This window comes from Frigoribacterium sp. Leaf8 (genome assembly GCF_001421165.1).
Taxonomy (GTDB): Bacteria; Actinomycetota; Actinomycetes; order Actinomycetales; family Microbacteriaceae; genus Frigoribacterium.
On record NZ_LMKB01000006.1, the window covers coordinates 60,678 to 72,402 of the forward strand.

An 11,725-nucleotide genomic window follows, 5' to 3' on the forward strand; every position below is an offset into this window, starting at 1 on the left:
GCCGGGGTAGCATCGCGCCCATGAAGGTCACCGTGTCGCGCTCCGGTGGCTTCGCCGGTCTCACCCGCAGTTGGACGGTCGACGTCGACTCCGAGCCCGACACCGAGTCGTGGCTCGTCCTCATCGACCAGGTGCCCTGGTCGCAGGCCCCGGCCGCCGCGCAGGCCGTGCAGCCCGATCGCTTCGTCTGGGTCATCACGGCCGAGACCCGGCCCACCCGCAAGGCCAAACTGCCCGAGCAGCAGGTCACGGGCCCGTGGCGCGAGCTCGTGGACCGCGTCCGCAGCACCTCCGAGGCCGAGGCCGGTCCGACCCGATGAGCGACCGCGCGCGCCGACCTCGTCGGCGTCTCTCGGGCGAGGTGCTCGCGGGGCTGCTCGCCCTCGTCGTCCTCGTGGCGGGCGGGGTCGGCGTGGCCGTGGTGCAGAGCGGCAACCCGCTGAACGTCCGAGGGGCCGTCACCGCGCCTCCGTGGGGTCGACCCGCCACCGACCGGCTCGAGACCCGGGCCGCCGCCGCCGGTCTCGAGAACGTCTGGGGCCAGGACCTCGCCATGCACGTGCACACGCACCTCTCGATCACCGTCGACGGGCAGGCGATGACCGTCCCCGGCGACATCGGGCACGACTCGGACGCGAAGTTCGCCGCCGAGATCCACACGCACGACACGAGCGGCATCGTGCACGTCGAGTCCCCCACCCGCGAGACGTTCGTGCTGGGCCAACTGTTCAGCGAGTGGGACGTCGCCCTCGACGGACGCGGGGTCGGGTCGCTCGGGCACGACGACGGGCTCGAACTGCACACCTTCGTCGGCGGCAGCCCCTACACGTCCGACCCGGCCGGCATCCCGCTGCGGGACTTCGAACGCATCGACCTCGTGCTCGCGCCGATCGGCGAGACCGTCACCGCGCCTCCGGCCTTCGCCTGGCCCGCCGACTACCGCTGAGGCGCCTCCCGCTGAGGCGCCCGATGCCCGACGCCTGACGCCCGACGCCCGGCGCCCACCGCCGAGCCTCCTCCGGCCCGGCCGCCTCCCGCCGAGCCGCGTCGGGCTCCGCAGCCCGTCGGCGAGGTCAGGGCCAGCGGACCGGCACCGGGAGGCGCGTGGAGGTCGGCTCGGACGGCCCACCCGGTGCCAGCAGCTCGAGCAGGCGGCCGGCCGCGACCCGCCCCAGGTGCTCGCCGTCGACGTCGATCGCCGGGACGCCGACCAGACCGAGGGCGTCGACGACCATGCGCTCCGAGCTGACCGTGACGGAGCGGGCGCGGTGCTCGTCGGCACGGAGGACGAACATCAGGCCGAGCCCGATGGCCGTCGCGTAGGGCACGACGGCCGTCGCCCCGGAGGCGAGGACGTGGTCGCTCGCCCGGACGCCGGCTTCGAAGGTCGACGGGTAGGGACCCAGCACCGTCAGCTCGGCCCGGCCGGCCGCCGCGTCGACCACCGCGGCCGTGCGTTGGGTGTTCTGCCACGAGCCGTCGGGCCCGCCGAGGTAGACGACGCGCTCGTGCCCCTCGGCGACGAAGCGCGACACGAGCGAGCCGAAGGCGGTCGCCGTGTCGGCGACGACCGACGACACCCCGGCCACCTCGCGGTCGACGAGCACGGTCGGCTTGTGGCCGGTCGCGGCCCGCACGACGTCGTCGGCCCCACGCGGGGCGACGACGATGAACCCGTCGACCTGGTGCGACAGCCGCTCGAACGCCGCCAGCTCGCCCGCCTCGGCCAGCGGGTGGACGACGACCGTCAGCTGGAGGTCGGCCTCGCCCGCCGCGGCCTGGGCCCCGGCGATGATCGGCGTGAAGAACGCGTTGTCGAGGGTCGGCACGACGAGCGCGACCACGCCCGTGCGCCCCCTCGCCAGTTGACGGGCCGCCCGGTTGGGCACGAAGCCGAGCTTCTCGGCGGCGGCGCGCACGCGTCCGGCCGTGTCGGGCGACACCAGCTCGGGGCGGCTGAGGACGCGAGAGGCGGTGGCCTTCGACACGCCCGCCAGCGTCGCCACGTCCGCCAGCGTCGCGAGCCGCCCTGCCCCATTCATGCCCACCACCCTAGGGCCTCCGTGAAACCGGTCCCGCGCGGTGGTCCGACGCTTGTAACAAGGTGTTTACACGGCGGGGCCGACGCAGGCGATCAGCGCCCTTAGGGTCGATGTAACCGGTTTCACCCGAGGTGGGGTCGGCATCCCCCCAGAGGCCACACCGATCGGAGGACAACCCGTGACGTCCCGCAAACCCGCGCTGCTCCTGCTGCTGCCGGGCCTCGCGTTCCTGCTGATCGGATTCGCGGTGCCGTCGCTCGCGATGCTGTTCGCCCCGCCCGGCGTGACCGCCGGCGAGATCGTCGGCCGCCTCGGCCAGATGCTCACCGACCCGTTCGACCTGCGCATCATCGGTCGGACCGTGGGGCTCGGCCTGGTCGTCACGGTCATCTGCGTGGCCCTCGGCTTCCCCATCGCCTACCTGCTGGCCCGCTCGACCTCGCGCTGGTCGGGCGTCCTGCTCGCCCTGGCGATCTTCCCGCTGCTGCTCAGCAACGTCGTCCGCACCTTCGGGTGGCTCGTGGTGCTCGGCAAGAACGGCGCCATCGGTCAGTTGCTCACCACGCTCGGCCTGGTCGACGAGGCCCCGCAGCTGCTCTACACCGAACTGGCGATCGTCCTCGGCCTGACCCAGTTGTTCCTGCCGCTCGCGATCATCTCGTGCTACTCGGCCGTGGCCCAGGTCGACCCGGGCCTCGACGACGCCGCCCGCGGACTCGGCGCGAGCCGCACCCGCACCTTCTGGAGCATCGTCGTGCCCCTCTCGCTGCCCGGCGTCGTCGTCGCGGCCACCCTCGTCTTCGCGGGCTCGGTCACCGCCTACACGACCCCGTACCTGCTCGGCGGCTCGGGCCAACGCATGCTCGCCACCCAGCTCTTCTCGTACTCGAGCGTGACGATCGACTGGGCCGGGGCCTCGGCCACCGCCCTGATCATGACCGTGTTGGTCTTCGTCGTCTCCGGCCTGTCGTCGCTCGTCGCCCGGAAGGGAGCCACCTCGTGACCACCCGCCGCCCGGTCGCCGGCACGCTCGCCGTCGCGGGCTACGTCGTGATGATCGTCCCGATCCTCTTCGTCGTCGCCACCGCGTTCACGAGTGAACGCACCCTGCGCTTCCCGCCCCAGGGGTTCTCGCTGCGCTGGTTCGAGGCCGCCTTCGGCTACGACCCGTTCACCCAGGCCCTGGTCTCGAGCCTCCAGCTGGCCCTGATCGCCACCGTGCTCGCCCTGCTCGTCGGCATCCCCGCGACCCTGGCGATCCATCGCGGCAGGCTGCCGGGCAAGGGCCTCGTCGAGGCGCTGTTCCTGTCGCCCCTGATCGTCCCCGAGCTCGTGGTGGGGCTCGCGCTCTACCAGCAGCTCGTCATCGGGTTCCGGCTCGACGCCTTCCCCGTGCTGTTGATCGGGCACACCGTGTTGATGCTGCCCTACGCGGTCCGCGTGACCGGCGCCTCCCTGGCCCTGGCCGACCCCGCCCTCGAGGAGGCCGCCCGCGGTCTCGGCGCGTCTCCCCTGCGGGCCTTCGTCACGGTGACCCTGCCCCTGCTGCGGCCCGGCATCTTCTCGGCGGCGCTGCTCAGCTTCGTCACCTCGTTCAACAACGTGCCCCTGTCGCTGCTGCTGCAGAGCCGCGACTTCCGCACCCTGCCCGTCACGATGCTCGACTACGTGCAGCAGAGCTACGACCCCATGGTCGCGGCGATGGCCACGCTGATCCTCGCGGGCACCGTCGTCATCGCCGTCATCGCCGAACGCACCGTCGGCTTCGCCAAGATCTTCGGAGGCATCAACAGATGAGCACCGCAGCAGAATTCGTCGCCGTCAGCCAGGTCTTCGGCGACTTCACCGCCGTCGACTCGATCGACCTGTCGATCGCCGAGGGCAAGCTCACGACGCTGCTCGGCCCGAGCGGATGTGGCAAGACGACGAGCCTGCGCATGCTCGCCGGCTACGCCGCCCCGACGTCGGGGACGATCCGCATCGCCGGCGTCGACAGCACGCGCACCCCACCCGAGAAGCGCGACCTGGGCATGGTGTTCCAGTCCTACGCGCTGTTCCCGCACCTGAGCGTCGCCGACAACGTCGGCTACGGACTGAAGCTGCGCGGCGTCGACACCGCCGAGCGCCGCCGTCGCGTGATGGAGACCCTCGACCTGGTCGGCCTGGCCCACCTCGCCGGCAGCAAGCCGAAGAAGCTCTCGGGCGGCCAGCAACAGCGCGTCGCGCTGGCCCGCGCCATCGCCATCCGGCCGAAGCTGTTGCTGCTCGACGAACCCCTGTCGAACCTCGACGCGCGCCTTCGCGTCCAGATGCGCGCCGAGATCCGCCGCATCCAGGGCGAGACGGGCCTCACCGTCGTGTTGGTCACGCACGACCAGGACGAAGCGCTCGAGATGAGCGACGACATGGTCCTCATGCGGGCCGGCCGGATCATGCAGCAGGGCTCGCCCCAGCACGTGTTCCCGAACCCGGCGAACCGCTTCGTCGCCGACTTCCTCGGCTACGAGAACTTCGTCACGGCGCCCGACGGCACGCTGCTCGCGATCCGCCCCGAGCACCTCGGGGTCGTCCCCGGGACCCCCGCAGGAGGCGCGGTGCCCGACGGCCTGCAGCTCGCCGGGGTCGTCACCGACGTCGCGTACCGCGGGGTCGACCTGCTCGTCACCGTGCAGGCCGTCGACGCCGCCGGTGCGGAGGTGCGCCTGCTGTCGGACGTCCGCAGCACGGGCTCCGAGACGGTCGCGATCGGCGACCGGGTGACCGTCTCGGCGCCGGCGTCGCGACTCGTGGCCCTCGCCGACTGACCCGCCCGGTGCGCGGAGCCGCGCGCGCCTCCTCGGTTCTTCCCTCCACCGTCCCACCCACCCGCGTTCCACACCGACCGGTCTCACCGAGACCGCCCCGAAAGGACACGACCATGACCTCCACCCTCCGCACCCGCCTGGCGATCGTCGCCGGCGTCGCCGCGACGACCCTCGTGCTCGCCGGCTGCTCCGCCGACGGCGGCGGCGAGCCCGACGCCGACACGATCACCGTGAGCACGTTCCCGTTCGGCGTCGAGGAGTTCCAGGAAGCCGTCATCGACCCGTTCACCGAGAAGACCGGCATCGAGGTGGTCGTCGACACCGGATCGAACTCCGACCGCCTGTCCCAGCTGCAGGTCGCGGGCGGGCAGCCCGACGTGGACGTCATGCTGATCTCGGACTACTACGCGGCACTCGGCCAGGAGGACGACCTCTTCCAGCAGGTGGACGCCTCGGCCGTGCCGTCGCTCGACGAGATCGCCGACTTCGCGAAGGAGGACTCGTACCTCGGCCCGGCCTACAGCTACCAGCTCAACGGGACGATGTACTCGACCGACGAGCTGACCGCCGACGAGGCCGCGCAGTGGAGCCTGTACGGCGAAGAGGAGCTCTCGGGCAAGGTCGCCCTGCCGGACATCTCGGTGACGGCCGGCCAGCTGATGGTCTCGGGCGTCGCGGAGGAGTACGGCGACGGACCCTACGACATCGACGCGGCCCTCGACCGGCTCGGCGAGTGGGCCCCCGGCGTGCTGCAGTTCTACAGCTCCTCCACCGAGGTGACCAACCTGCTGACGCAGGGCGAGATCGTCGCCGCGGACTCCCTGAGCGGCTTCGCGACCGACCTCGTCGAGTCCGGCGAACCGATCGCCTGGACGGCCCCCGCGACCGGCCGCTACATGGCCACCAACCGCGCGATGATCCCGACCGGCGCCGAGAACGTCGACGGTGCGAACCAGTTCATCGACTACCTGCTCTCGGTCGAGGCGCAGACCTCGTCCGCCGAGATCGTCGGCGACCTGCCGGTCGCCCCGGGCGCCACCGTGCCCGACACGATCGAGGCCGTCGTGGGCGACATCGCCGCCGACCCGGTCGCGGCGGGCTACTCGACCCTCGACCCGACCGAACTCGTCCCCACCCGCTCGGACTGGGTCGACCGCTTCGCCCGCGAGGTGACCTCGCGGTGACGGACACCACCCTGCCCCCGGCCTACCTGGACCGCATGCCCAAGGTCGACCTGCACTGCCACCTGATCGGGACGGTCCGCGCGAGCACCTTCGCCGAGTTGGCCCGCCGCGAGGGTCTCGAGCTGCCCGACGAGCCCGAGCGGATCTTCGCCGACATCAACTCGCTCCCGCCCGACCCGGCTCTCTACCGCGACACGCGCATCCCCGTGCCGCAGGGGCGCAGCGTCGACGAGCCCGAGGTGTCGTACTCGCTGTTCCAGGCCTCGAACTGGGTCGTCGAGGTGCTCCGCGACGCGGACGACCTCACCCGGATCGTCTACGAGGCCTTCGAGGACGCGCACCACGCGAGTGCGACCCGGCATCTCGAGCTGTTCTTCGACGCCGTCCCGCCGCACCTCGCGTCGCTCGGCTACACCGGCTCGGTGGAGGCCTACGCCGAGGGCATCCGGCTCGCCGAGCGCGACTTCGGCATGACCGGGCTCATGATCCAGGGAATCGACCGCAGCAGGAGCGGCGAGCACGCCCTCGAGCTCGTCCGTCAGGTGGTGGACCACCCGCACGAGTACGTGGCCGGGATCGGCCTCGACAACCTCGAGACGAGCGGGCCACCCGAGCGCTTCGTCGACGCCTACCGGCTGGCGGGCGAGGCCGGGCTGGGCCGGACGGCCCACTCGTCCGAGCACTCCCCCACGGCGGTCAACACGATCACGTGCCTCGACCAGCTGGGCTGCGACCGCATCGACCACGGGTACTACGTGCTCGAGGACGACGAGGTCGTCGCACGCGTGCGCGACGAGCAGGTGGCGTTCACCGTCGTGTCGACGACCTCGCGACGGTCGTGGCGTCCCTGGCGCCGCGCCTCCATCGAGGCCATGCTCGAGGCGGGCCTGAACGTCGTGCCGGCCTCCGACGACCCGGGCATGTTCCCGACGACCCTCGCCGCCGAGTACCGCATCGTGCACGAACAGATCGGGGCCACCGCCGACCAGGTGCGCTCGATGGCCTCCGCTGGCGTCGACGCCAGCTGGCTGCCCGCCGTCGAGAAAGACGCCCTGAGGGCACGCGTCGACCGGGAGTTGGCGGCCCTCGATGACGAGTTCGGGGTGGCCGGGGCCTGACCGGGTCAGGGGCCGAGCCGGCGCGGGGGCCGAGCCGGCTCGGCGGCCGAGCCAGCCGGGCCGGCCGCCCCGATCCGGCCTACGAGACGACCGTGAGGCGTTGCGTGGGCCGGGTCATCGCCACGTAGAGACTGGCGTTGCCGCGTCGGCTCGCCAGTCGGACGCGCTCGGGGTCGACCACGACGACCGAGTCGAACTCGAGACCCTTCGACGTCGCCGGGCTCAGCACCGAGATCGGCTTGGTCAACGACGCCGTGCCGGCGGCCACGAGACCGTCGAACTCGGCCGACAGGGCCTCGACGAGGGTCGAGACGGCCTGCTCGGGGGCGATCACCGCGAGCGTGCCCTCGGAGTCGATCGCCCGGTCGGCCCGGACGGCGTCGACGGTGGCACGGACGAAGTCGTCCTTCGAGGAGGCGCCGGTCACCTCGCGCACCGGCCATTCGCTCGAGCGCACCGATCGGCTCGGGGTGATCTGCAGGCCGCTCGCCGTCGCGACGCCCTCGGCGTAGGTCACGATCTGCGCCGGCGTGCGGTAGTTGACGGTCAGTTCTTCGAGCCGCCACGGAGCCGACGTGCCCTGGGCGCCTCCGCCGCGACGACGGCCGAGCAGGGCCTGGAGTGCGCGGTCCCACGAGGTCGCCGACGCCGGGCTCGACGCCTGGGCGATGTCGCCGACGACGGTGAACGACCGCAGCGGGCAGCGCCGGGAGAGCAGTCGCCACTGCATGGGCGAGAGTTCTTGTGCCTCGTCGACCACCACGTGGCCGAACGCCCAGGTACGGTCGCCTGCGGCCCGCTCGGCCGTGGTCATCGACGCCGCCCGCTCGGCGAAGCCGCCGGCGATCTGTTCGGCGCTGACCATGCCCTCGACGCCCATGTTCTCGATCGCCCGTTCGGCGTTCTCGATGTCGCGCTTGCGCTGGGCCTTGCGGGCCAGGCGCTCGGGGTCGACACCGGTCTGGAACTCGCCGAGCAGCTCGGCGGCCTCGTCGAGCAGCGGCACGTCGGACACCGTGAAGCCCGCTCCGCGTTCGCGCCGCAACAGGGCGCGCTGCTCGGGCGTCCAGCGCGGGGTGATCGACGCGAGCCAGTTCGGGCGGGCGAAGAGGTCCTCGACGAGCTTCTCGGCACTGAGCGGCAGCCAGGCCGTGTTGAGCAGCACGCGCACGTCGTAGGACTGCCGGATGTCTTCCCGGAGGACGGCCTCGTCGGACTCGTCGACCGTCGTGCCGTGCTCGCGCATCTGGTCGACCAGCTGGCGCGTCAGGGCCGAGAGGGCCGCCTTGTTGAAGGTGACCCGGGCCACGTTGTGGGGCTTGCCGCGCTCCTGCGCCTTGCGCATGGCCTCGCCGACGAGCTCCGGCCGCACCACGAGTCGTTCGCCGTTGATGTCGATGGTCGTCGGCTCGACCGGGCGCACCTGCCGCGACCGGACGGCGCGACGCATGAGCTCAGCCATCTCGGCCGACCCCTTGAGGGCGGCGACGTCGGGCGCGTCGTCGGTCTGGGCCTCGACGCCCGGGTACAGGCCGCCGAGGCTCGACAGGACGACGCCGCTCTCGCCGAGCGACGGCAGCACCTGTTCGATGTAGCGCAGGAACGACCGGGACGGCCCGACGACGAGCACGCCCGAACCCTTGAGCCGGTCGCGGTGCGAGTAGAGCAGGTACGCGGCCCGGTGCAGCGCGACGGCCGTCTTGCCCGTGCCGGGGCCGCCCTGGACGACGAGCACGCCGTCGAGCTGCGAGCGGATGATCCGGTCCTGCTCGCCCTGGATGGTGGCGACGATGTCGGTCATGCGGCCGGTGCGCTGGGCGGTCAGGGCGGCCATCAGCGCTCCCTCGCCCTGCAGCTGCACGTCGTCGCGATCGAGCAGGTCGGGGTCGAAGACCTCGTCCTCGAGTCGGGTCACCGTGCGGCCGTCGAGGGTCAGGTGACGACGGGCCCGGGCACCCATGGGCGTCGCGGCCGTCGCCTGGTAGAACGCGCTGGCCCCGGGCACGCGCCAGTCGAGCAGGATCGGGTGGTGGGCCTCGTCGCGCAGGCCGATGCGGCCGATGTAGCGGTAGCGCCCGCCCTCGCCCGGTTCGGCCGGGCGGTCGACGTCGCCGGTCTGGCCGAGAAGGTCGGGCGTCTCGAGCTCGAGGCGACCGAACGCGAGCCGTTCGTCGACCGAGCCGAGCTGGACGATGGTGTCTTCGTACAGGCGCGCGTAGGCGTCGCGCTCGCTGCGGCTCTGGTGGTTGCCGCCGACGGTCTCGCGGCGGGTCCGTTCGAGACGGACGCGGGCGTCGGCCTTCAGCTCGTCGAGGCGTTCGTAGAGGGTGCCCACATAGGCGCGTTCGCGGTCGATCTCGGATGACAACAGGTGTTCGTACCCTTCGGGAAAAGTCGGCACGCCAGTCTAGCTTCCGACCACCGACGGCGAGGCCCGGGAATCCGACCCGGGACGCAGGAGGCGCGCTCGTCCTCGGGGGGACGAGCGCGCCTCCTGGGGTGGCCGCGGTGGAGCCGGGCCTAGAACTCCTCGTGGGTCAGCGGGTCGCCGTCCCACAGCCGGCCCCGCTCGAGGCCGCTGATCGACTCGACCTCGTGGGGCGTGAGCTCGAAGTCGAAGACGTCGAGGTTCTCGCGCTGACGACCGGCGTCGGCCGACTTCGGGACGGGGACCGCGCCGAGCTGGACGTGCCAGCGCAGGACGACCTGCGTGGGCGTCTTGCCGTGGGCCCGCGCGATGTCGGTGACCCGCGCCTCCGTGAGGAGTTCGCTCTGCTTCGCGAGCGGGCTCCAGCTCTCGGTGACGATGCCCATGCTCTCGTGCACGGCACGCAGCTCGGCCTGGGGGAAGTACGGGTGGAGCTCGATCTGGTTGACCGCGGGCACCACGCCCGTCTCGTCGGCGACGCGCTGCAGGTGCTCGGCCGTGAAGTTCGAGACGCCGACCGAGCCGACGAGGCCGTCTTCCTGCAACCGGACGAAGGCCTTGAACGCCTCGACGTACTTGTCGATGCGCGGGAGGGGCCAGTGGATCAGGTAGAGGTCGACGAAGTCGAGGCCGAGGTTCGCCCGGCTCTCGTCGAAGCTCGCCAGGGCCTCGTCGAACCCGTGGTGTCGGCCGGGCAGCTTCGTCGTGACGACCAGGTCGTCACGGGGCACGTCGGTATCGCGGATTGCCGCCCCGACGGCCGCCTCGTTGCCGTAGTTCAGCGCCGTGTCGAGCAGACGGTAGCCCGACGAGATCGCCTGGACGACCTGCGCCGTGCCCTCGTCGCCGTTCAGCCCGTAGGTGCCGAGGCCGAGCTGGGGCAGGGTGCGCCCGTCGTTGAGGCCGACCGAGGGGGCGGCCGTCATCAGCTGACGCCGAGCAGGTCGATGACGAAGATCAGCGTCTTGCCCGAGAGCGGGTGCCCGCCGCCGGCGGGGCCGTAGGCCAGGTGGGGCGGCACGACGAGCTCGCGGCGTCCGCCGACCTTCATGCCGGGGATGCCCTCCTGCCACCCGCGGACCAGGGCCTGCAGCGGGAAGTTGATGGCCTCGCCACGGCTCCAGGAGGAGTCGAACTCCTCGCCGGAGTCGTGCTCGACGCCGAGGTAGTGGACGTTGACGGTCGAGCCGGACTGCGCCTCGGCTCCGTCGCCGACGGTGATGTCGGTGATCGTCAGCTCGGTGGGGGCGGGGCCGGTCGGGGCGTCGATCTCGGGCTTGGTCTGGGGATCGTGAGTCATGCCGACCATCCAACCACCGACGGGCCGAGGGGGCGGGTCGGCCACTCGCGTCCTCCCTGCGAGGCTCGAGGAGCCGACCCGACATCCGCACCGAGATGACGTCATCGATGCGAACACATGGACGCTACTCCGACGGTGACGGGACGCCAAATCGATCGGGCTCCGCCGCGGCCGGGGGCGGGGGCCCGGGCGGGCCGGGGCACGGGCCCGGGCGACGCCGGGAGCCGCACCGGCTGCCGCCGCCGCCGCCGGCCTGCGGAAACCTGCACGATCGGCAAGAATGGCAGCTTGTCCGCCACCCCGCCTCCGCCGTCCGGCCCCGCCGCGCCCGCCCGTCGCCCGCTGTTCGTCGACGTCACCCCGCTGCGGACGAGCCCGGCCTTCGCCCGCCTCTTCGCGGGCAGCGCGATCAGTGGCATCGGGACGCAGCTCACGCTCGTCGCCGTCGGCCTCGAGATCTTCGAGATCACCCGGTCGACCTTCGCCGTCGCGCTCGTCGGAGTCGTCTCGCTCGTTCCCATGATCCTCGCCGGCCTCTACGGCGGCATGCTCGCCGACGCCTTCGACCGTCGGAAGGTCGCGTTGGTCGCCGCCGTCTTCGCCTGGCTCTCGACCGCGGCCATCGCGCTGCACGCGTACCTCGGGCTGCACGAGGTGTGGCTGCTCTACCTGTTGACCACGGTCAACGCCGTGGCGGGCACGATGATCGCGACCTCGCGCGCCTCGATCGTGCCGCGCCTCCTGCCCCGCGAGCTGCTGCCCGCCGCCTCCGCACTGAGCGGCATCAGCATGGGTCTGATGCTCACCGTCGGACCCGCCCTGGCCGGCGTGCTCGTGGCGGGCGTGGGG

General features: G+C 72.2%; 12 protein-coding genes. 8 read left to right on the forward strand and 4 right to left on the reverse strand.

The window, feature by feature from the left end; translation table 11 throughout:
- Positions 1 to 20: 20 nt before the first annotated feature.
- Together ASL10_RS11850 and ASL10_RS11855 are read left to right on the forward strand one after the other, a co-directional pair.
- Complete coding sequence (locus ASL10_RS11850) at positions 21 to 320, forward strand: protealysin inhibitor emfourin (RefSeq protein ID WP_056048144.1); 300 nt, start codon at positions 21 to 23, stop codon at positions 318 to 320.
- The gene (locus ASL10_RS11855; RefSeq protein WP_056048147.1) at positions 317 to 946 is read left to right on the forward strand and encodes a hypothetical protein; all 630 of its coding nucleotides are present in this window, start codon (positions 317 to 319) and stop codon (positions 944 to 946) included. The genes ASL10_RS11850 and ASL10_RS11855 overlap by 4 nt, the downstream gene beginning before the upstream one ends.
- Before the next feature lie 127 nt (positions 947 to 1,073).
- On the opposite strand, the gene ASL10_RS11860 is transcribed toward ASL10_RS11855, so the two are convergent.
- Positions 1,074 to 2,042 (reverse strand): LacI family DNA-binding transcriptional regulator, encoded by a 969-nt coding sequence (locus ASL10_RS11860; protein WP_056049068.1) that lies wholly within the window; start codon positions 2,040 to 2,042, stop codon positions 1,074 to 1,076.
- 178 nt (positions 2,043 to 2,220) lie between these two features.
- On the opposite strand from ASL10_RS11860, the gene ASL10_RS11865 reads away from it, so the two are divergent.
- The 5 genes from ASL10_RS11865 to ASL10_RS11885 all read left to right on the forward strand — a co-directional run bounded on the left by ASL10_RS11865 (position 2,221) and on the right by ASL10_RS11885 (position 7,148).
- Positions 2,221 to 3,045: an ABC transporter permease gene (locus tag ASL10_RS11865; RefSeq protein ID WP_071257252.1), complete on the forward strand. Its 825-nt coding sequence runs from the start codon at positions 2,221 to 2,223 to the stop codon at positions 3,043 to 3,045.
- Positions 3,042 to 3,839 carry an ABC transporter permease gene (locus tag ASL10_RS11870; protein ID WP_233568518.1) on the forward strand — a complete coding sequence of 266 codons (798 nt, stop codon included), beginning with the start codon at positions 3,042 to 3,044 and terminating at the stop codon, positions 3,837 to 3,839. Before ASL10_RS11865 ends, ASL10_RS11870 begins: the two co-directional genes overlap by 4 nt.
- Positions 3,836 to 4,846: an ABC transporter ATP-binding protein gene (locus ASL10_RS11875; RefSeq protein ID WP_056048149.1), complete on the forward strand. Its 1,011-nt coding sequence runs from the start codon at positions 3,836 to 3,838 to the stop codon at positions 4,844 to 4,846. The genes ASL10_RS11870 and ASL10_RS11875 overlap by 4 nt, the downstream gene beginning before the upstream one ends.
- Before the next feature lie 113 nt (positions 4,847 to 4,959).
- Positions 4,960 to 6,030 carry an extracellular solute-binding protein gene (locus ASL10_RS11880; protein ID WP_056048152.1) on the forward strand — a complete coding sequence of 357 codons (1,071 nt, stop codon included), beginning with the start codon at positions 4,960 to 4,962 and terminating at the stop codon, positions 6,028 to 6,030.
- Positions 6,027 to 7,148 carry a hypothetical protein gene (locus ASL10_RS11885; RefSeq protein ID WP_235452793.1) on the forward strand — a complete coding sequence of 374 codons (1,122 nt, stop codon included), beginning with the start codon at positions 6,027 to 6,029 and terminating at the stop codon, positions 7,146 to 7,148. Before ASL10_RS11880 ends, ASL10_RS11885 begins: the two co-directional genes overlap by 4 nt.
- A 79-nt stretch (positions 7,149 to 7,227) precedes the next feature.
- Here ASL10_RS11885 and ASL10_RS11890 read toward each other — a convergent pair whose 3' ends face one another.
- From ASL10_RS11890 to ASL10_RS11900, 3 genes are all read right to left on the reverse strand, one after another.
- Positions 7,228 to 9,519 (reverse strand): UvrD-helicase domain-containing protein, encoded by a 2,292-nt coding sequence (locus ASL10_RS11890; RefSeq protein WP_056049076.1) that lies wholly within the window; start codon positions 9,517 to 9,519, stop codon positions 7,228 to 7,230.
- A 149-nt stretch (positions 9,520 to 9,668) separates the two neighbouring features.
- A complete protein-coding gene (locus ASL10_RS11895; protein WP_056048155.1) occupies positions 9,669 to 10,502 on the reverse strand; it encodes an aldo/keto reductase in 834 nt (277 codons plus the stop codon).
- The gene (locus ASL10_RS11900; protein WP_043596717.1) at positions 10,502 to 10,876 is read right to left on the reverse strand and encodes an FKBP-type peptidyl-prolyl cis-trans isomerase; all 375 of its coding nucleotides are present in this window, start codon (positions 10,874 to 10,876) and stop codon (positions 10,502 to 10,504) included. Before ASL10_RS11900 ends, ASL10_RS11895 begins: the two co-directional genes overlap by 1 nt.
- Before the next feature lie 288 nt (positions 10,877 to 11,164).
- Between ASL10_RS11900 and ASL10_RS16605 the strand changes: the two genes are divergently transcribed.
- Positions 11,165 to 11,725 (forward strand): MFS transporter (locus tag ASL10_RS16605; protein WP_235452797.1); only part of this gene is annotated, 561 nt, incomplete at its 3' end.